Annotated in this window: 18 protein-coding genes; 11 read left to right on the top strand and 7 right to left on the bottom strand. The window is 66.2% G+C overall.

Annotated features, from left to right (window positions below; translation table 11 throughout):
- Window positions 1-27: 27 nt before the first annotated feature.
- Together SMN802W_RS17605 and rpiA are read left to right on the top strand one after the other, a co-directional pair.
- Window positions 28-378 (top strand): hypothetical protein, encoded by a 351-nt coding sequence (locus SMN802W_RS17605; RefSeq protein WP_019516750.1) that lies wholly within the window; start codon window positions 28-30, stop codon window positions 376-378.
- Window positions 379-438: 60 nt separating this feature from the next.
- Window positions 439-1,107 carry a ribose-5-phosphate isomerase RpiA gene (gene rpiA, locus SMN802W_RS0109885; protein ID WP_019516749.1) on the top strand — a complete coding sequence of 223 codons (669 nt, stop codon included), beginning with the start codon at window positions 439-441 and terminating at the stop codon, window positions 1,105-1,107.
- A 9-nt stretch (window positions 1,108-1,116) separates the two neighbouring features.
- On the opposite strand, the gene SMN802W_RS0109880 is transcribed toward rpiA, so the two are convergent.
- A complete protein-coding gene (locus tag SMN802W_RS0109880; RefSeq protein ID WP_019516748.1) occupies window positions 1,117-2,697 on the bottom strand; it encodes a hypothetical protein in 1,581 nt (526 codons plus the stop codon).
- A 116-nt stretch (window positions 2,698-2,813) separates the two neighbouring features.
- Here SMN802W_RS0109880 and SMN802W_RS0109875 point away from each other — a divergent pair, with 116 nt between their 5' ends.
- Both SMN802W_RS0109875 and rlmN read left to right on the top strand, forming a co-directional pair.
- On the top strand, window positions 2,814-3,383 hold the full coding sequence (locus SMN802W_RS0109875) for a hypothetical protein (RefSeq protein WP_019516747.1): 570 nt from the start codon (window positions 2,814-2,816) through the stop codon (window positions 3,381-3,383).
- A 51-nt stretch (window positions 3,384-3,434) separates the two neighbouring features.
- Window positions 3,435-4,646, top strand: coding sequence for a 23S rRNA (adenine(2503)-C(2))-methyltransferase RlmN (rlmN, locus tag SMN802W_RS0109870; RefSeq protein ID WP_019516746.1), 1,212 nt, complete (start codon window positions 3,435-3,437; stop codon window positions 4,644-4,646).
- Window positions 4,647-4,665: 19 nt separating this feature from the next.
- On the opposite strand, the gene SMN802W_RS0109865 is transcribed toward rlmN, so the two are convergent.
- A complete protein-coding gene (locus tag SMN802W_RS0109865) occupies window positions 4,666-5,721 on the bottom strand; it encodes an AraC family transcriptional regulator (RefSeq protein WP_019516745.1) in 1,056 nt (351 codons plus the stop codon).
- Between the two features lie 144 nt (window positions 5,722-5,865).
- Between SMN802W_RS0109865 and SMN802W_RS0109860 the strand changes: the two genes are divergently transcribed.
- On the top strand, window positions 5,866-6,687 hold the full coding sequence (locus tag SMN802W_RS0109860; protein WP_238560176.1) for a sulfite exporter TauE/SafE family protein: 822 nt from the start codon (window positions 5,866-5,868) through the stop codon (window positions 6,685-6,687).
- Between the two features lie 47 nt (window positions 6,688-6,734).
- Here the strand turns inward: SMN802W_RS0109860 and SMN802W_RS0109855 are convergent, their stop codons facing one another.
- Window positions 6,735-7,352: a flavin reductase family protein gene (locus tag SMN802W_RS0109855; protein ID WP_026325972.1), complete on the bottom strand. Its 618-nt coding sequence runs from the start codon at window positions 7,350-7,352 to the stop codon at window positions 6,735-6,737.
- A 27-nt stretch (window positions 7,353-7,379) separates the two neighbouring features.
- Here SMN802W_RS0109855 and SMN802W_RS0109850 point away from each other — a divergent pair, with 27 nt between their 5' ends.
- From SMN802W_RS0109850 to SMN802W_RS0109835, 4 genes are all read left to right on the top strand, one after another.
- A complete protein-coding gene (locus SMN802W_RS0109850; RefSeq protein WP_019516742.1) occupies window positions 7,380-8,204 on the top strand; it encodes a cytochrome b/b6 domain-containing protein in 825 nt (274 codons plus the stop codon).
- A complete protein-coding gene (locus tag SMN802W_RS0109845) occupies window positions 8,201-8,956 on the top strand; it encodes a molybdopterin-dependent oxidoreductase (protein WP_019516741.1) in 756 nt (251 codons plus the stop codon). The genes SMN802W_RS0109850 and SMN802W_RS0109845 overlap by 4 nt, the downstream gene beginning before the upstream one ends.
- 56 nt (window positions 8,957-9,012) lie before the next feature.
- Window positions 9,013-10,239 (top strand): SAM-dependent methyltransferase, encoded by a 1,227-nt coding sequence (locus SMN802W_RS0109840; RefSeq protein WP_019516740.1) that lies wholly within the window; start codon window positions 9,013-9,015, stop codon window positions 10,237-10,239.
- A 169-nt stretch (window positions 10,240-10,408) separates the two neighbouring features.
- Window positions 10,409-11,782: an outer membrane protein assembly factor BamB family protein gene (locus tag SMN802W_RS0109835; protein ID WP_193378580.1), complete on the top strand. Its 1,374-nt coding sequence runs from the start codon at window positions 10,409-10,411 to the stop codon at window positions 11,780-11,782.
- Window positions 11,783-12,006: 224 nt separating this feature from the next.
- Here the strand turns inward: SMN802W_RS0109835 and SMN802W_RS0109830 are convergent, their stop codons facing one another.
- The 4 genes from SMN802W_RS0109830 to SMN802W_RS16825 all read right to left on the bottom strand — a co-directional run bounded on the left by SMN802W_RS0109830 (window position 12,007) and on the right by SMN802W_RS16825 (window position 15,214).
- On the bottom strand, window positions 12,007-12,792 hold the full coding sequence (locus tag SMN802W_RS0109830; RefSeq protein ID WP_019516738.1) for an SDR family NAD(P)-dependent oxidoreductase: 786 nt from the start codon (window positions 12,790-12,792) through the stop codon (window positions 12,007-12,009).
- A 14-nt stretch (window positions 12,793-12,806) separates the two neighbouring features.
- Window positions 12,807-13,988, bottom strand: coding sequence for a zinc-dependent alcohol dehydrogenase (locus SMN802W_RS0109825; RefSeq protein WP_019516737.1), 1,182 nt, complete (start codon window positions 13,986-13,988; stop codon window positions 12,807-12,809).
- Window positions 13,985-14,557, bottom strand: coding sequence for an SRPBCC family protein (locus tag SMN802W_RS0109820; RefSeq protein ID WP_026325970.1), 573 nt, complete (start codon window positions 14,555-14,557; stop codon window positions 13,985-13,987). Before SMN802W_RS0109820 ends, SMN802W_RS0109825 begins: the two co-directional genes overlap by 4 nt.
- Window positions 14,558-14,794: 237 nt before the next feature.
- The gene (locus SMN802W_RS16825) at window positions 14,795-15,214 is read right to left on the bottom strand and encodes an EF-hand domain-containing protein (protein WP_019516735.1); all 420 of its coding nucleotides are present in this window, start codon (window positions 15,212-15,214) and stop codon (window positions 14,795-14,797) included.
- Between the two features lie 202 nt (window positions 15,215-15,416).
- Between SMN802W_RS16825 and SMN802W_RS0109810 the strand changes: the two genes are divergently transcribed.
- Window positions 15,417-16,634: an argininosuccinate synthase gene (locus tag SMN802W_RS0109810; protein ID WP_019516734.1), complete on the top strand. Its 1,218-nt coding sequence runs from the start codon at window positions 15,417-15,419 to the stop codon at window positions 16,632-16,634.
- 80 nt (window positions 16,635-16,714) lie between these two features.
- Entirely contained in the window at window positions 16,715-18,376 is a 1,662-nt protein-coding gene (locus tag SMN802W_RS0109805) for a hypothetical protein (protein ID WP_019516733.1), read from the top strand.
- The last annotated feature ends 8 nt before the right edge of the window (window positions 18,377-18,384 follow it).

Here is an 18,384-nt window from a genome sequence, read left to right as displayed (position 1 = left end):
TATCAGGCGCAACAGGAGTGGTGTCGCATGGCCAAGAAGAAAAAACGCATCCCGAAGACGATCGGCGGGGTCAAGCTGCCCAAGGAACTGCGCCGCGCGGGCGAGAAGATCATCGACCAGGCGGTGACCGCCGCCAACTCGCCGCAGGGCAAGGCGATGATCGCGACGGGTCTGTCGATGGCGGCCGCTGCGGCGATGAAGGCGGCGGAGGCGAAGGCGGCGAAGCCTGCGGCTGAGAAGCCGGCCGAGAAGCCGTCTCCTGCGAACGACGCCAGGACCGATGAGAGCCGTCAGGCGGGTGTCGGCGGAATCGACGGCGACGCGATCGGGCAGGCGGTGGAGCAGGTGCTCGGGCGGTTGTTCGGTCGCCGCGTGTGACGTGAGGTCGGCGCGGCGCGTGTGAGCGGAACGTTGCACGCGGGTGAGCGTCGGGCCCGCATGGTGGATGACGACAAGAGGCTGGCGGCGGAAGCGGCGTTGGGCGAGGTGCGGGACGGCATGCTCGTCGGGCTGGGAACCGGCTCGACCGTCGCGTTCCTGATCCGCGCGTTGGGCGAGCGGGTGCGGACGGGGCTGGACATCGAGGCGGTGGCGACGAGCATCGCCAGCGCGCGCGCGGCGGAAGCGGTCGGGATCAGGGTGCGCGACTTCGCCGAGGTGGCGCGGGTCGACCTGACGATCGACGGCGCGGACGAGATCGACGCGCAGCTCCACGCGATCAAGGGCGCGGGCGGTGCGATGCTGCGCGAGAAGGTGGTGGCGGCGGCATCGACGCGGATGGTGGTGATCGCGGACGGGTCGAAGCGTGTCGCGGCAATCGGCGCGGCGAAGCTGCCGGTCGAGGTGCTGTCGTTCGCTCGCCGTTTCGTGACGGCGCGGCTGGAGGCGCTGGGCGCGGCGGTGACGGTGCGGGACGGCGTGACCGACAATGGCAATCTGATTTTGGACGCGCGGTTCGACACGATCGCCGATCCCGCGGCGCTGGCGGCGGAGATCGACGCGGTGCCCGGCGCGCTGGGGCACGGGCTGTTCCTGCGCGAGGTCGATGCGGCGTACGTGGCGGACGGCGGCGTGGTGACGCGGATCGAGCGCGATCAGCGCGGCTGACGTCTGCGGCTATACCGAGTCCTTGCCGACCGGATGGCTTGAGGGCGGGGTGCGGAAGGGTTCGAACCCGGCCGGCAGCTTGCCGCCGATCGGTTGCGGCAGGATGCGGCCGACCTTGTTGGCGGCGGCGATGACTTCCGGATCGGCGCGCACGGCGTCGATCACCGGCGCGGTCAGGTGCTCGATCGGTACCCGACCGTCTGGAACACAAGGCTGCAAGAAGCCAAGCGCCCAATCGCGTGTGTTCGCGTCTGCAAGGCGATCGATGACAAGCGTACGCAGGCCCGGCGCATCGTTCATGCAGCCGAGCATGAAGGCGACCGTCGACGGGTTGGCGGCGGCGGCCAGCATCACCTCCGCCTTGGTGGTCTGCGCTTCGTTCAGGCGCTTCGACTGGAACAATGCGCAAGCCCGATACGCCTGGATGCCGGTGATCGCGCTGGGATTGACGCTGCCGAACGACTTTGCGCGGGCGAGAAACGTATCGGCGCGGCTGATCGCCTGTGACCAATCGGTGTTCTGCGCGGCGAGCGTCGCGTAGGAGGCATCAATGTTGAGGGCGTTGGCACCTGCCTCTGCGGGCAACTGCTGCGCGACGCGGCCGAGCAGGGCCTGTCCTTCTGCGGCGCGACCCGTTGCGGTCAGCGAACGCGCGACGATCGGCGCGAGTGTCTCGGCGCCTGCGTCGTACGTTTCCTTCGACAGGTGATCGAACATGGGAAGGAACAGCGCGACCACCGCCTCATACGCCTGAAGGCCGGCAAGCTCGCGCGCGTAAGGCGTTGCCGTTTCGAAACTTTGGCTCGCGTTCCAGTCGGCGCGAAGCTCCTCGAGATAGCGGCGCCGCGGCGCGTCGAAGTTGCCGCCCGACCATTCGGCGATACGCGGCCACAACGCTTCATACTGACGATTGACGTACATGCTGGCGAGGTCGGACGCATTCCCGACCGTGGGCACCGCCGCGATCGCGTCGGCGGTGCGGCCGGCACGCATCGCCGTGCGGATGGTTGCAAGTGCGTAGCGGGAGCGTTCCGGTGCGAGCGCGGAGGCAAAGCCGATCTCGCCGAGCCGGGCGGACATGCGATCGCCGCGCACATGGTCACCCATGTCGTACAAGCGGTTGACGAGCGCATCCATCGTATAGCGTTCGCTCTGCCGCGCGAGTTCCGGCGCCTGTTGACTGACGGTGAGCCACAGATCGGCGGCACGTTGCGGCGCGCCGGAGAAGGTGAACACCTCGGTCGCGACCAGTTTCGGGATCGGATTTTCAGGCAGGAGGCGAAGCGCTTCCTCGACCGCGGCGACTGCGGGCTTGCTGTCGGGCTGTGCGTTCAGGATCGAGGCGCGTGCCGCTTGCACCAGCCCCCGCAGAGGCGTGGGGCGCGGCAGCCTGGCGAGTGCGGCGTCGAGTTTCGGCAGGCTGGGCGGGCGCTCGGCGACGGCGGCGGCGACCTCTGCCATGACGGCCTTGTCGGCGGGATCGGTGGTGAGTTCGAGCGGGCTCAGCAACTGCGCGGCGGCAGGCAGAGAGGCCAGCGCGGCGATCGGTGTCGTGACGGCGAGTAGCGCGGCGGCGACCGGCAGGCGCATGTGTGTTTCCCCCTCGTGTGGCCGGCTGTCCGACCTTCCCCGCCGTGCATGGTGGCGGAGGCGGCGAGGCGGCGCAAGCGCTTGCCAGGTGTCGGCGGAGCGATAAGGTTGGCAGCATGTTCGGAGATCGGTCGAAGCAGCTGAGCGACATGTTCGCGGCGCAGTTCACGCCGCACGGCAGCGGTTTCCTGTACCGACGGGACCACGTCGGCGCGGGCTACATGGTCACCGCAGCGGAGCGCGAGGCGTTCGTCGCGGCGTATCTGCGCGACTGGCGGCGGTTGTTCTGGGGCGGGATCGCTGGCGTCATCGTGCTGGTAGGCGCATTGGTCGCGCTGTTCGACGAGCCGGCCGCGGGGGTGACGATCGCAGGCACGGTTTCGCTGATCGCGCTGCTGACGCTGCCGTACCTGCGATCGTGGCGGCGGCCCGAGCGCGAGCTTGCGCGGCGGATGCCAAGCTTGCCCGCGCTCGACCGGCATGCGGCGCGGCGCGAGAAGCTGGCACGGGTTACATGGGGCAATCTGGCGCTGGCACCGATGTTCGCGCTGATGCTGGCCATGCGGGGTTGGCGCGACGGCGGCGTGCATGGCTGGGACGCGCTGTGGATCGTCGCGGGAGTAGTGTTGATCGTGTTCTGCGTAGTTCAGGCGGTCAGGAAATGGCGTTCCGAGCGTACGGGGTAGCGGACCGGAGGCGAGTGGAAAAACGCCGCCGGATCGGCTATATGCCTGGCCATGCCTGAGATCGCTGCCGCCATCATGCCCATTGCCGGGCACATCGACCCTGTGCCCGTGCCGCGCGCGGTTGCGCCGCGCGAGGATGGGCGCGTCGATCTGGTGGGATTGAACAAGGCGGAGCTGCGCGAGGCGCTGCTCTCCGCCGGCATGGAGCCGCGGCAGGCGAAGCTCCGGTCCAAGCAGATCTGGCACTGGATCTACAATCGCGGTGCGACCGAGTTCTCGGCGATGACCGACATCGCCAAGGTGCAGCATCCGTGGCTGGAAGCGCGCTTCGTCGTCGGGCGGCCCGAGGTGGTCGAGGCGCAGGTGTCGTCGGACGGGACGCGCAAGTGGCTGCTGCGCTCACCCGACGGGCAGGATTACGAGGCGGTGTTCATCCCCGACGCCGATCGCGGGACGCTGTGCGTGTCGAGCCAGGTCGGCTGCACGCTCAACTGCACCTTTTGCCACACCGGCACGATGCGGCTGGTGCGGAATCTCACTGCGGGCGAGATCGTCGGGCAGGTAATGCTGGCGCGCGATGCGCTGGGCGAGTGGCCGTCGCAGCCGGAAGGGCGGATGCTGACCAACATCGTGATGATGGGGATGGGCGAGCCGCTGTATAATTTCGAGAATGTGCGCGACGCGCTGTCGGTGGTGATGGACGGCGACGGGCTGGCGCTCAGCAAGCGGCGGATCACGCTCAGCACGTCGGGCGTCGTGCCGATGATGGCGCGCGCGGGCGCGGAGATCGGGGTCAATCTGGCGGTGTCGCTCCACGCGGTGACCAAGGAGATTCGCGACGAGATCGTGCCGCTCAACCGCAAATACGGCATCGAGGAATTGTTGCAGGCGTGCGCGGACTATCCCGGCGCCAACAATGCGCGGCGGATCACGTTCGAATATGTGATGCTGAAGGACAAGAACGACAGCGACGCGCACGCGCACGAGCTGGTCCGGCTGCTCAAGCACTACAAGCTGCCCGCCAAGGTCAATCTGATCCCGTTCAATCCGTGGCCGGGTGCAGCATACGAATGTTCGACGCCCGAGCGGGTGCGTGCGTTTTCCGACATCGTGTTCGCCGGCGGCATCTCCGCGCCGGTGCGCACCCCGCGCGGGCGTGACATCGATGCGGCGTGCGGGCAGTTGAAGACCGCGGCGGAGAAGAAGAGCCGCGCGCAGCTCGATCGCGAAGCGGTGGAGGCGGCGCTGGTCGCAGCGGAGTGAGGGACTTCGCTGCCCGGGTTTAGCGTTGCTTGGGCGGCCGTTGCGCCGATGATCGGAGGTCGCGCCATGAGGCGGGGGTGGTACCCTCCCATTGGTAGAAGGCGCGGGTGAACGAGGCGGTGTCCTGAAAGCCGACCTTTGCCGCGACTTCCTTGATCTTCAGTTGCTTGCCTGCGAGCAGCTCGATCGCGACTTCGCGTTTGCCGGCCGAGATGAGCTCGCGAAAGCTCGAGCCTTCCTCCTCGATCCGACGTTGCAGCGTGCGGCGGCTTAGCCCGAGCGCCTGCGCGATCCCCTCGATATCGGTCGTGTCATGGCCGAGGCGGTGCCTGATCTCCGAGGCGACCTGTTGCGTGATCGAGCGGTGCGCGCGGCGCGTGTTCATCGTCGCATGCAGCCCCAGCGTAATCACGTTCAGCAGATCGGGATCGGACGAGAGGAACGGTCGGTCGAGGTCGGCGCTCTTCAGGACGAGCAGGTCGGCGGGTGCTCCGTATCTGATCCGGCAGCCGAAATAGTCTTCGTAGAAGGCGATCGCGGGGCCGCGGCGACGAAATTCGATCCGGACGGGGCTCAGGTGCTGGCCGGTGCCCAGACGTCCGATCCCGACGAACTCGGCGAAGCTATAATCGACCGAAATATCGGGTTCCTCGTCATGCGTCGTCGGCCAGAAGCGGGTCGCATAGGCGAGCCCGGCGGACTCGCGGAAGGCGATCTGCACGGGCGTGTAGTAATTCTTGAAGCGCGCCATGTTGTTGAGCGCGTCGCGGTAGGTTGCGGCATGGTAAGCGGCGAGGAAGGTCGCGTCGCGCCCGTGCTCGTTCGCGGATTGAAGCATCCGAAGCGCGACGATCGGATCGGCGGCGAGATGCTCGACTGACCGCCACAGCCTGAACCCGTCGCGGGTGGAGATCAGCGTGCGTGAATCCTGGTGGAGCTCGTCGGACAGGCCTGCATGCCCGACGAGCGTGGTGGCGGTCACGCCGATCTGCTCGAGCGTCATCCACAATTTGGCTGGAAGCCGCCACCAGTCGAGCTTTCCCGTCATCGTGCCACTCCCGTTGGCATTGGTCATGAGCCGGTGTCATCGCAGTAACCGGACGATCGGCGCGCTTCCTCCCCGAATGGGCTTATCGATCCGATCACATGGCGACGTGTGCTGTCCTGTTGGAAGCGCGAAGTGCATCGATGGCATGCACCGCCTATGCTTTGGCGCGTCATGCCGGGTCCAGCGTGCGCGAAGGCGCTCGCAGGGTCGCACATGCTGGAGGAAAGCGAGGGCGCAATGGAGGTGGAGACAACGCTGCTGATCGCGCTTGCGGGCGTGGCGGGCGGTGCGATGAACGCGCTGGCGGGCGGAGGCACGTTCGCGACGCTGCCCGCATTGCTGGCGGTGGGGGTGCCGGCGAACGTCGCCAATGCGACGTCGAACGTCGCGCTGCTGCCGGGCGCCGCGACGAGCACATGGGCGTTTCGCGGCGAGCTCGGCCCGCTCGGCGGGGTCGATCACCGGGTGCTGGCGGGGATCACCTTCGTCGGCGGGCTGGTCGGCAGTGCGTTGCTGGTGGTGACGCCGGGACATGCATTCGACCTGATCGTGCCGTGGCTGGTGCTGTACGCCTTTGTCGTGCTGGCGTTCGGGCGGCATGCGTCGGCATGGCTGGCGGCACGAGTGACGATCGGGGCGCGGACATTGGTGGCCGTGCAGGCGCTGCTGGGTGTGTACGGCGGGTATTTCGGCGGCGGCGTGGGGTTGATGACGACCGCGACCTACGGCCTGCTCGCCAGCATCACGCCCCGCGCGATGTTCGGCCCTCGCACGCTGATGCTGGCGGTGGCGAATGCGGCAGCGGCGATCGTGTTCGTGAGCGCCGGGATGGTCGAATGGCGGTATGCTGTGCCGATGCTGGTGGGCGCCGTCGTGGGTGGCTGGGGCGGGGCGGCGGTCGGACGGCACTTGCCCGAGCTAATGGTGAGGACCGGCACGCTGGCGGTGACGGGGGTGACCGCGGCGTTGTTCTTCTGGCGGGCGTATGGGTGAGCCGCCAAGGGTGGCACGAGTGACCGCCGGCGGTTCCGGTGTGACGGTCAGCTCGGCCGTTTCATCTCGAACCTGGCGGCTTCGGTGATCTCGAAATAGTCGCCGGGACCGCCGCCGCGCAGGATCGGCTGTGCGCGGGCGGTCTGGTAGACGCCGTTCGACAGCATCGCGCGATCGATGTGGATGCCGACGACCTCGCCGATGACGAGCCAGGTGTCGACCGGCTCGCCCATTCGTGTCTCGAGGCGGATCAGCTGGGTCAGGACGCACTCGAACGAGGCGGGACTGGCGGCGACGCGGGGCGCGGCGATCTTGTGTGAGGGCGCGGTCTCGAGATCGGCGAGCGTGAATTCGTCGACCTCGTTCGCCACGGTCGCGGCGCTGGCGTTCATCTGTTCGGCGAGCGCGCGGGTGGCGAGGTTCCAGGTGAACTCGCGCGTGTCGGCGATGTTGGCGACCGAATCCTTCCAGCCGTTGGAGGAAAAGGCGAGCAGCGGCGGCTTGTAATTGAGCAGGTTGAAGAAGCTGTAGGGCGCGAGATTGCGCACGCCCGCGGCCGACACGCTGCCGATCCAGCCGATCGGACGCGGTGCGACGATCGCGTTCAGGGGATCGTGCGCGAGGCCGTGGCCGTTCGCGGGTTCGTAGAAATGCCATTCGGTCATGCGCGACATAACTGATATGGGTCGGAGATGGACGCAACGTCGATCACGCCTACCGTGCCTGGCCTCGTTTCCGGGCCCGTCGCGATCCGGCGACACGCGCTCGCGACGCGGGTGTGGCATTGGATCAACGCGCTGGCGATCTTCATCCTGATCGGATCGGGGCTGGGGATCAGCAACGCGCATCCGCGGCTCTACTGGGGGCGGTACGGCGCAAACTTCGATCACGCCTGGGCGACGCTGCCGCGGTTTCCGGCGTGGATCACGATCCCGCAGAATTATAATCTGGCGATTTCGCGGCGCTGGCACCTGTTCTTCGCACTGGTCCTCGCGTTCGGGTTGCTAGGGTATATGGTCGCGAGCCTCGTCAACCGGCATTTCCAGCGCGACCTCAGGCTGCGGGCGAAAGACCTAAGCGTAGGCCATCTCGCCGCCGACGTGCGCGCGCATCTGCAGTTTCGCTTCCATGACGAGGCGCGTCCGGGCGCGTACAATCCGTTGCAGAAACTGAGCTACGCGAGCGTCGTCTTCATCGCCTTGCCGCTCGTCATCCTGACCGGACTCGCGATGTCGCCGGGGATGGATGCGGCGTGGCCGTGGTTGCTTGACGTGTTCGGCGGGCGGCAGTCGGCGCGCTCGATCCATTTCATCACCATGGCGGCGATCACCGCGTTCGTGGTGGTGCACCTGGTGCTCGTCATCCTGGCGGGATGGCGGCGTGAGTTGTGGTCGATGATCTCGGGGCGTTGGCGGATCGAGGGGACGATGACGGATGCGCGTGCGGAAACGCCAGCGGGCGAGGCGGCGGCGAAGGACCTGCGCCACGCTGCGCCGGCGCAGGAGGCGGTGCGATGATCCGGCGCAGGAAACTGATCGCGGGGATCGCGGGCGGTGGCGCGGGGTTGCTGCTGTCGGGCTGCGACCGCGTGATCGCGCAGCCGCAGGTCCGCGACATCATCTTCAAGGGCGAGGACATGCACCGCGCGCTGCAACGCGCGCTGATGAACCGCGACGCGCTGGCGCCCGAGTTCACGCCCGATCAGCGCTCACCCTATTTCCGCACCAACGGGACGCGCGATCCGGGGACGGCGGCGTATAATGCGCTGCGGAACGGGCGGTTCGCCGATTGGCGGTTGCAGGTCGACGGGCTGGTGGCGCGGCCGTTGTCGCTGTCGCTCTCCGACCTCGGGCAGTTCCCGCAGCGCGCGCAGATCACGCGGCACGATTGCGTCGAGGGATGGAGCGCGATCGGCAAGTGGCAGGGACCGAAGCTGGGCGACGTGCTGAAACAGGCGGGGGTACGCGACGCGGCGCGCTACATCGTGTTCACCTGCGCCGACCTGTACGGCGGCGCGCCTTATTACGAGTCGGTCGACATGGTCGATGCGTTCCACCCGCAGACGATCCTCGCCTGGGCGCTGAACGACCGCTTCCTCGATGTCGGGCACGGCGCGCCGTGCCGGCTGCGCGTCGAGCGGCATCTGGGCTACAAACACGCCAAATATCTGATGCGCGTGACCGCGGTTGGTAGCCTGGCCGGCATCGGCAAGGGGCAGGGCGGTTATTGGGAGGATAATGTCGATTACGACTGGTATGCTGGAATTTGACCGTTTCCGCGTGCTGCTAGTGACAGCCGCCCGCCGGATTTGTTAGCGGGTGCGGCATGGCATTGATCGACGTTTTCCTGCGCCGCGCGATCCGTCGCGGCGATCTGACCCTTATCAAACCCGATGGCTCCTCCACCCGCTTCGGCGCGCCCGACCCCGAGCTGCAGCCGGTCACCTTCACGATCCATGACAAGAGCGTGTATCGCGCGATCCTGGCCGATCCGGCGCTGGGGCTGGCCGAGGCGTTCATGGACGGGCGTGTGACGTTGCAGCAGGGCGACATCCTCGACCTGCTGACGCTCGCCACTGCGAATTCACGCTGGGAGAACGGGACCAACCATCTGGCGGCGAACCGCTGGCGCGACCTGAAGGGCAAGTTTCGGCACCGGTTCCTGCGGCTGAACAAGGCGCTGGAGTCGAAGAAGAACGTCGCGCATCACTACGACCTGTCGGATCGGCTGTACGACCTCTTCCTCGACGCGGACAAACAGTACAGCTGCGCTTACTACACCGATCGCGACAACACGCTGGAACAGGCGCAGGCGGACAAGAAGGCGCATATCGTCGCCAAGCTGGCGATCGAGCCGGGGATGCGCGTGCTCGACATCGGCTGCGGCTGGGGCGGGATGGCGCTGTACATCCATGCCAAGACCGGCGCGGAGGTGCTGGGCATCACGCTGTCCGAGGAACAGCTGAAGGTGGCGCAAGCCCGCGCCGAAGAGGCGGGGGTCGCGGATAAGGTCCGGTTCCAGCTGATCGACTATCGCGCGCTCGACCAGACGTTCGACCGGATCGTGTCGGTTGGCATGTTCGAGCATGTCGGGGTGCGTAACTTCCGCACCTATCTGGAGAAGTGCCGCGACCTGCTGACCCCCACGGGCGTGATGCTGCTCCACACGATCGGGCGCGCCGACGGGCCGGGGTATACCGACCAGTTCACCGACAAGTACATCTTTCCGGGCGGCTACATCCCGGGGCTGTCGGAGGTGCTGGAGGCGAACAACTACATCCGCTGGTTTGTCAGCGACGTCGAGGTGCTGCGGCTGCATTACGCCTTCACGCTGCGCGAATGGTACAAACGGACGGTCGCGCAACGCGACGCGATCGTGGCGCTGTACGACGAGCGGTTCTTCCGGATGTGGACCTATTATCTGGCCGGGGCGATCGTGTCGTTCACCAACGGGCCGCTGGTCAATTTCCAGATCCAGTTCACGCGCGACCGCGACGCGCTGCCGCTGACGCGCGACTATATGGTTGAAGAAGAGCAGCGGCTGCGGGGGTGAGGTTTATCATGGTGGCTGGTTCGCAAAAGCCGGCGATCAGCACCTCCATCCGCCGTCGATAAGCGTGCGACGCATAGAAGCGCGCAAAAACTTACAGGTCGAAGGAAGCGCTTGCGGGCAGCATTCCTTCCATATTAGCGCTCCCTGACAGTTTCGTACCGGGGGGTTCATGAAGAGATCGGCGTGGGGCGTCTTGCCCCTGGTGTTGTTCGTCAGCGCGTGCGGCGACGACGATTCAAGCGGCGGCGGCGCGGTGATCGTCGCCCCGGCGCCGGTGCCGACGCCCACACCGACGCCGACGCCGGTTCCGACCCCGACGCCCACTCCGCAGCCAACGCCGACACCCACACCGTCGCCTTCGCCGACACCGCTTGCATCACCGACACCGATCGCGGCCGATGGCAATTGGTCAACGCTGCAGGGCGATCCGGGGCATACGGGCTATGTCCGATCGACGTTCAACACCGCGGCGTTCGCGGACGCGTGGACGATAACGACGTCTGGCACGCCGAGCGACGTGGCGGCACGGTCGGGCGGCATATTTTACAACAGCGTTCATGGTGACGGGCACATCTACACCCATGCCGTGTCGACCACCAACGGATCGTCATTGTGGGTCTTCGACATCGGCACCACCCGTTATGCGCAGACAAGACGGCTTTATGCTCCGGCCTATGCCAATGGTCGGGTGGTGTCGATGGCGCCGAACGACACATCGACCGGCGCGCCCATGCAGGTCATCAACGCAACCACCGGCGGTTACGTCAGCACACCGACCTATGACGCGCAGTTTTCCGACGGCAGCGTGGTGACGCCGGTCGGCGAGGACCTGTTCTTCTCATCGGGATATTACGGCAACGTCGTCTATGCTGCCGATGCGCTGACCGCGACGAGGCTGTGGCGGACGGAAGTCGCCGGCGATTACGGCGGCTATGTGATGCAGGGCGAAAGCGTTGCGGTCGACCAGAACTACGTTTATTTCTTCAAGGGCGGCTCGCTTGGCATCCTGTCGCGCACCGGCAAGTTGCTGAAGTCAATCCAGAACTCGTTCTTCACGCAGAATGGGCTCAGCTATTTCGGCGAATATGACGGCGCGCCGATCCTTGACGGAAAGGGCCGGATCTTCACCTTCACCGACAATTATTCGATCGGCAAGGCGCTGCCGATCGCGGCTTTCTCCTACGACAGCGAACGGCCGTTGTGGCGTTCCGGCCTGAGCTACACCGGGCAGGCCGCCGTGCGGGGTGACAGGCTGTATGCCGTTCGTTCGGCGAGCACGATCGTCGACCTGATCGATACCGCGAGCGGCGCGATCACCGCCTCGATCGATGTCGGCGGAAACGCCAACCTGTCGAGCAACGTGGTCGTGTCCGACAGCCACCTGTTCGTGTCCAGCGCGACCACCACCTTTGCGGTCGACCTGACCAAGAGCGACTATCCAACCATGTGGAAGACGAGCTTCGGCGGATCGCTGGCGATCACGCCGGACGGTTACCTGATCATCGCCACTTCGACAGGGCTGCACGCTGTCAAACTGCGGTGATCCTGCGGTAGGCGGTCGGCCTGGTTCAGCACGCGGGTGAACGACTCCGCCTGCTGCCCTTACGAGTTTGTGTCAGCGCCCGTCGGTCGGGTCGTTCTTGCCTGCGGCGCGGACGGCGGCGACTTCCTCGTCGCCAGTCACGACGCTGATCCGGCCTGTTATGATCTTGTACCGACCCGCGCTACTAATTCGGAGCGGCGCGGGTTGGTGTCTTACCTTGCTGCTTACTGCTCGGCCGAACCCGGTTCCGCCATCTTGCGGTGTTGTTCGGCGAGGATCGAGCCGGGAACGATGTTGGCGAGCACACCCTGGATTTTGGTCGTCCAGCCCGAGAAGATCGACGGCTTGCCGCTCATCAGTGCCTTCCATCCGTCCGCCGCCACATCCTCGGCCGAGCGCTTGTTCGGGTCGGATCCGACCTGCGTGTCGAGCAGGTCGCCGCGCGCGAAGAACTCGGTGTCGACGGGGCCGGGCATCAGCGTGCTGATCGTGACGCCGTCGGCGTCCTTCAACTCGTTACGCAGCGCCTCGGTGAAGCTGTCGATGAATGCCTTGGTGCCATTGTACACCGCCTGGAACGCGCCGGGGATGTAGCCCGCAACAGAGCCGACGACGAGCACCTTGCCGTCGTTGCGCGTGACCATGTCGGGCAGCACGCGCTGGAGCAGATAGGCGGTGCCGGTGATGTTGGTGTCGACCACGTGGCGCCAGTCGTCGACCTTCTGATCGAGGAAGCCGTGACCGAGCCCGCGGCCCGCGTTGGCGCACAGTATGTCGATGCGGCGGCCGTTCGCGGCGGCGAGGAGTTTGTCGACTCCCTCGATGGTGGACAGATCGGCCTCGACCGCCTGCACGGTCGTGCCGAACTGCTCGAAGTCGCGTGCGGCGTCGTTGATCAGCGGCTCGTCGGCGACGACGAGAATGTCGTACCCGTCCTTGGCGGCGAGCGTTGCCAGTTCGAACCCGATGCCGGTCGATGCGCCGGTGATGACGGCGAATTTGTCTGCCATTGTCTCTCTCCTGTTCAGCCGTTCAGGCCGGGCTTGAGCACGATCTTGGTGTAATCGTTCTGCTCGTCATGGAACTTCTGATAGCCGAGCGGGGCGTCCTCGAGGTCCATGCGATGCGAGATGAGGAAGGTCGTGTCGATCTTCCCGTCGATGATCGCCTGGAGAAGGCCGGGCAGGTAATGCTGGACGTGGGTCTGCCCGGTCTTGAGCGTCAGCCCCTTTTCCATGAACGCACCCAGCGGCCATTTGTCGACAAAGCCACCGTAGACCGCGGGCATCGACACGCGGCCGCCCTTGCGACAGGCGATGATCGCCTGACGATTGGCGTGAGGGCGATCGGTGCCGAGGAAGGTCGATGCCTTGATCTGGTCGACCACGTTGTCGACGTACAGCCCGTGGGATTCGAGCCCGACCGAGTCGATCACCGCGTCGGGACCGATCCCGCCGGTCATCAGCATCAGCGCGTCGTAGATGTCGGTCTGCTCGAAGTTGAGCGTCTCCGCACCGAACTTGCGTGCGAGCTCAAGCCGGCGTGGGAAATGGTCGATCGCGATGACGCGCTCGGCCCCCATCAAGAACGCCGACTGAACCGCGAAGAGGCCGACCGGTCCGCAACCCCATACCGCAACGGTGTCGCCGGGTTCGATGTCGGCATTTTCCGCCGCCATCCAGCCGGTCGGCAGGATGTCGGACAGGAACAGCACCTTGTCGTCCTCGATGCCGTCGGGGATGACGATCGGGCCAACGTCGCTGAACGGCACGCGGACATACTCGGCCTGACCGCCGGCATAGCCTCCGGTCATGTGGCTGTAGCCGAACAGCCCGGCCATCGGTTGGCCATACAGCTCCTGTGCGATGTCCTGGTTGTCCGCAGGCAGGCCGTTGTCGCAGGCGGAATATTGGTGCTTCCCGCAATGGTAGCAGCTGCCGCACGCGATCGTGAAGGGCACGACGACGCGCTGGCCTTTCTTGAGCGTCGACTTCGCACCGACCTCGACCACCTCGCCCATGAATTCGTGACCGAGGATGTCGCCCGCCTTCATCGTCGGGATGTAGCCGTCGTAGAGGTGGAGGTCGGAGCCGCAGATCGCGGTCGAGGTCACCTTGATGATGCAGTCGCGCGGATTGACGATGCCGGGATCGTCGACGGTGTCGACGCGCACGTCATGCTTGCCGTGCCAGGTCAGCGCTCTCACAATCCCATCTCCTCGAACTGCTTCCGGTTCATCGCGGGGGTGGCGATCTCCCCCGCCTCCATCAGTTGCTTGAAGCGGCGCAGATCGCGGCGCGCCTGGATCGCGGGTTCGCGCTGGAACATCTTGGCGATCAGCTTGCCGACCGTGCCGCCGGGCGGATCGTAGAGGATGGTGGCGGTCACGACGGTGCCGCGCGCGCCGGCATCGCGGAACTCGACCCGGCCCGAGTTGGGCACATCGGCGCCTTCCTCGCTGGCCCAGGCGATCAGCGCATTCGGTTGGTCCTCGGTCACGCGCGCGTCCCATTCGACCGTGGTGCCACCGGGCGCCTTCACCACCCAGTGCGAGCGTGTCGCATCGGACGTGTCGATGCTGACGACATTTTCCATGAAGTGCGGCAGATTGGCGAAGTCGCGGAAGTAGGAATAGACCTCCGCCACCGGCCGGTTGATCGTCACCGCGCGTGCGAGTGCGTGATTGCCGTGCGCATCGGGGATGGTCGCGGCGGTCAGTTCGTCGGGATTCTTCTTTGCGGCCACTATGGGCCCGTCATCGCGGCTATCGGTCACACCAGCCTCCGTCTTGAACGAACGGACCAAGCGCTTCGCAATCGCGAGCGTTCCGGCAGAACGGCGCGTTATTGACCCAGATCAACGTGTTAGCAGCGGGTCACGCTACTTCGGTGTTGTTCGCGGGTGATCCCCCGCGGCGATCGTGCGATTCGACAGGTGAGGCATCCGCGCTCGGGCGAGCAGAAAAAGTTGTCGCCCAGACGCGGGTGCGTGTGCCCTCCTGCCGAGTTCGTGTCAGCGACCGTCGGTCGGGCCGCTCTTGCCGGCGGCCTTGGCAGCGGCGCGGGCGGCGGCGGCTTCCTGGCCGTCGACGCGGCCGTCGTGGTTGAGATCGTAGCGCTTGAAAACTTGGTTCATCAGCGCTTGCGATTCCGCCTCGCTGACCTTGCCGTCCTTGTTGGTGTCGGCGCGCGCCATGAACAGGGTCGCGATCTTCTTCGCCTGCGCCGGGTCGAGTTTCTTGCCGCCGGCGACCTTCATGGCGCTCATCCGCGTGAGCACCTCGGCATAGCTGAGGAAACCGTCGTGGTTGGTGTCGGAGGCGGCGAACTCGCCGTCGAGCTTGGTCTCCGCGCTCTTGCGCGTTTCCTGCGCGGTGGCGGGAAGGGCGAGCGCGGGGAGCATCAGGGTGGCGAGAAAGAGGGCGCGGGTCATTGGAGAGGGTCTTTCCACGGAAAACGGGCGCCGTGTTGGCGCGGACCGATTGTACCGGTGATGAACGCGTGCGGGTGGCGGTGGGTTCAGCCGCGCCGTTACGTGCATCACCGAGGGAGCCACGGCCGGCGTCAACGGTTGCACGCTGACGCGTGCGCGCATAGGTCCGCGCGCAAATTACCCGCACAGGAGCGCTGCCCGCATGTCCGAGCCCATCAAGAAGGTCGTCCTCGCTTATTCCGGTGGCCTCGACACCAGCGTGATCCTGAAATGGCTGCAGGAGACCTACGGCTGCGAGGTCGTCACCTTCACCGCCGATCTAGGGCAGGGCGAGGAACTGGAGCCGGCGCGCGCCAAGGCCGAGTTGATGGGTGTGAAGCCCGAGCATATTTATATCGACGACCTGCGCGAAGAGTTCGTGCGCGAATTCGTGTTCCCGATGATGCGGGCCAATGCGCAATACGAGGGTTTGTACCTGCTCGGCACCTCGATCGCGCGGCCACTGATCTCCAAGCGATTGATCGAGATCGCACGCGAGACGGGCGCGGACGCGGTGGCGCACGGTGCGACCGGCAAGGGCAACGACCAGGTGCGCTTCGAGCTGTCGGCCTACGCACTCGACCCCGACATCAAAGTGATCGCGCCGTGGCGCGAATGGGATTTGAACAGCCGCACCAAGCTGATCGAATGGGCGGAAGCCAGGCAGGTGCCGATCCCGCACAACAAGCGCGGCGAGGCGCCGTTCTCGACCGACGCCAACCTGCTGCATACCTCGAGCGAGGGGCTGGTGCTGGAGGACCCGTGGGACGAGGTGCCCGATTATGTCTTCTCGCGCACGGTCAATCCCGAGGATGCGCCCGATCAGCCGGAGACGATCGAGATCGAGTTCGAGCGCGGCGACGGCGTGGCGCTGAACGGCCAGCGGATGTCGCCGGCGACGCTGCTGGAAGCGCTCAATGAACTCGGGCGCAAGCACGGGATCGGGCGGCTCGACCTGGTCGAGAACCGCTTCGTCGGGATGAAGAGCCGCGGCATGTACGAGACGCCGGGCGGCACGATCTACCTCGAGGCGCACCGGGGCATCGAGGCAATCACGCTCGATCGCGGCGCGGCGCACCTGAAGGACGAGTTGATGCCGCGCTATGCCGAGCTGATCTACAACGGCTTCTGGTTTTCGCCCGAGCGCGAAATGCTGCAGGCGGCGATCGACCTGAGCCAGGAGAAGGTGTCGGGGACGGTGCGGTTGAAGCTCTACAAGGGGCTGGCGTCGGTGACGGGGCGCAAGTCGCCCAACACGCTGTATTCGGAGAAGGTCGTGACGTTCGAGGACGACCAGGGCGCGTACGACCAGCGCGACGCGGCGGGGTTCATCAAGCTGAACGCACTGCGGTTGCGCTTGCTCGGGCGGCGCGATCGCTGAGTGACACGGGCGGGTCGCAGCGACCCGCCCGGTTACGACAGCCTTGCAGGCACACCCCTGTCGCCCGTAAGGCGCTGAACATGGACGCGGGGGTGCGGCTTCATTGGTGGCAGACCAGGTGGTTCGTCGTCGCGGCGGCGCTGATCGCGTGCGTGCCGCTGATCTGGCCCGACATCCCGCCGATCGTCGATTTGCCCGGGCACATGGGGCGCTACCGCGTCCAGCTCGACCGTGGCGCGCATGCGTGGCTGGCGGATTGGTACGATTTCCAATGGTCGCTGATCGGTAACCTGGGCGTCGACCTGCTGATCGAGCCCTTGGCGCCGATCATCGGGCTGGAGCCGGCGGTCAAGCTGATCGTGATGGCAATTCCGGCGCTGACCGTCGCGGGTTTCCTGTGGATCGCGCGCGAGGTACAGGGGCGCATTCCGGCGACCGCGTTGTTCGCGCTGCCGCTCGCCTACGGTTACCCGTTCCAGTTCGGCTTCGTGAACTTCGCGCTGTCGATGGCGCTGGCGTTGTGCCTGTTCGCGCTCTGGCTCAGGATGGCGCGACTGAGGCGGTTGCGGTTGCGCGCGGCGGTGTTCGTGCCGCTGTCGTGCCTGCTATGGGTTTGCCACACGTTCGGCTGGGGCGTGCTGGGCGTGCTTGCCTTCTCCGCCGAGATGATCCGCCAGCACGACCTGAGGAAGGATCGGCAGTCGGGGCATTGGGTGGCGAGCTGGTTCCGTGCCGGTTTGGGCTGCGTGCCGCTGGCGCTGCCGATGGTGCTGATGGTCGCGTGGCGATCGGGCGCGGACGTGACCGGGCAGACGGCCGATTTCTTTTATTGGCGCACCAAGATCGCCTGGGTGTTGATGTCCTTACGCGACCGCTGGCTGTGGTTCGACGTGGCGTCGGTCGCGGTGATCTATCTGGTGCTGTTCAAGGCGCTACGCGATCCGCGGATCACCTATTCGCGGCATCTGGGGCTGTCGGCGCTGTTCATGCTGGCGGTGTTCATCGTGCTGCCGCGGATCGTGTTCGGATCGGCCTATGCCGACATGCGGCTCGCGCCGTTCATGCTGGCGATCGCGGTGATCGCGATCCGGCCCAAGCCCGGCATGACGTTCCGCCACGCGAGCGTGCTGGCCGCGGTCGGGCTCGCGTTCTTTCTGGTGCGGATCGCCGGCACAACCGTCAGCTATGCGATGTTCGATCGCGACTACGACGAGGAACTGGTCGCGCTCAATCACGTGCCGGTCGGTGCGCGGCTGCTGTCATTCGTCGGGCATAATTGCCACAACGACTGGCGGATGAGCCGGCTGGAGCACATGCCCGCGCTCGCGCTCGAGCGGCGGCTGGCGTACACTGACGACCAATGGTCGATGGCGGGCGGGCAGTTGATGACGGTCCGCTATGACGCGGCGGGTGGTTACTCGCACGATCCGACGCAGATCGTCACGCCGGTGAGGTGTCGCGGCGAATGGTGGCGGCCGGTCAATTATGCGATCGGGCGTCTGCCGCGCGCCGCGTTCGATTATGTGTGGCTGATCCGTCCGCCGACGTGGAACCCGCGTTTTGCGCCCGGTCTGGTGCCGGTGTGGCGCTCGCCGACGAGTTCGTCGGTGCTGTTCCGCATCGACCATTCGGTGCCCGCGCCGGAAGCAACCGACGAGGAGCTGGGCATCCCGCATTATATCGTCGAGTTCATGCGGCGGCGGCGTGAGCGGTTGATCGCGAGCGGCGCGATCGGGAAGTAGCGGGCGCG

Origin of the sequence: Sphingomonas sp. Mn802worker (assembly GCF_000382485.1) — a bacterium.
Classification (GTDB): domain Bacteria; phylum Pseudomonadota; class Alphaproteobacteria; order Sphingomonadales; family Sphingomonadaceae; genus Sphingomonas.
This window is presented reverse-complemented; position numbering and strand designations above follow the sequence as displayed.

Bases quoted from the DNA above. Each gene is read 5' to 3' on its own strand.
- SMN802W_RS0109880 (WP_019516748.1), bottom strand. From the start codon at position 2,697: ATGCGCCTGCCGGTCGCCGCCGCGCTACTCGCCGTCACGACACCGATC.
- SMN802W_RS0109875 (WP_019516747.1), top strand. From the start codon at position 2,814: ATGTTCGGAGATCGGTCGAAGCAGCTGAGCGACATGTTCGCGGCGCAG.
- SMN802W_RS0109810 (WP_019516734.1), top strand. From the start codon at position 15,417: ATGTCCGAGCCCATCAAGAAGGTCGTCCTCGCTTATTCCGGTGGCCTC.
- SMN802W_RS0109845 (WP_019516741.1), top strand. From the start codon at position 8,201: ATGATCCGGCGCAGGAAACTGATCGCGGGGATCGCGGGCGGTGGCGCG.
- SMN802W_RS0109860 (WP_238560176.1), top strand. From the start codon at position 5,866: ATGCCGGGTCCAGCGTGCGCGAAGGCGCTCGCAGGGTCGCACATGCTG.
- SMN802W_RS0109805 (WP_019516733.1), top strand. From the start codon at position 16,715: ATGGACGCGGGGGTGCGGCTTCATTGGTGGCAGACCAGGTGGTTCGTC.
- rlmN (WP_019516746.1), top strand. From the start codon at position 3,435: ATGCCTGAGATCGCTGCCGCCATCATGCCCATTGCCGGGCACATCGAC.
- SMN802W_RS0109850 (WP_019516742.1), top strand. From the start codon at position 7,380: ATGGACGCAACGTCGATCACGCCTACCGTGCCTGGCCTCGTTTCCGGG.
- SMN802W_RS17605 (WP_019516750.1), top strand. From the start codon at position 28: ATGGCCAAGAAGAAAAAACGCATCCCGAAGACGATCGGCGGGGTCAAG.
- SMN802W_RS0109855 (WP_026325972.1), bottom strand. From the start codon at position 7,352: ATGACCGAATGGCATTTCTACGAACCCGCGAACGGCCACGGCCTCGCG.
- SMN802W_RS0109840 (WP_019516740.1), top strand. From the start codon at position 9,013: ATGGCATTGATCGACGTTTTCCTGCGCCGCGCGATCCGTCGCGGCGAT.
- rpiA (WP_019516749.1), top strand. From the start codon at position 439: ATGGTGGATGACGACAAGAGGCTGGCGGCGGAAGCGGCGTTGGGCGAG.
- SMN802W_RS16825 (WP_019516735.1), bottom strand. From the start codon at position 15,214: ATGACCCGCGCCCTCTTTCTCGCCACCCTGATGCTCCCCGCGCTCGCC.
- SMN802W_RS0109865 (WP_019516745.1), bottom strand. From the start codon at position 5,721: ATGACCAATGCCAACGGGAGTGGCACGATGACGGGAAAGCTCGACTGG.
- SMN802W_RS0109835 (WP_193378580.1), top strand. From the start codon at position 10,409: ATGAAGAGATCGGCGTGGGGCGTCTTGCCCCTGGTGTTGTTCGTCAGC.
- SMN802W_RS0109830 (WP_019516738.1), bottom strand. From the start codon at position 12,792: ATGGCAGACAAATTCGCCGTCATCACCGGCGCATCGACCGGCATCGGG.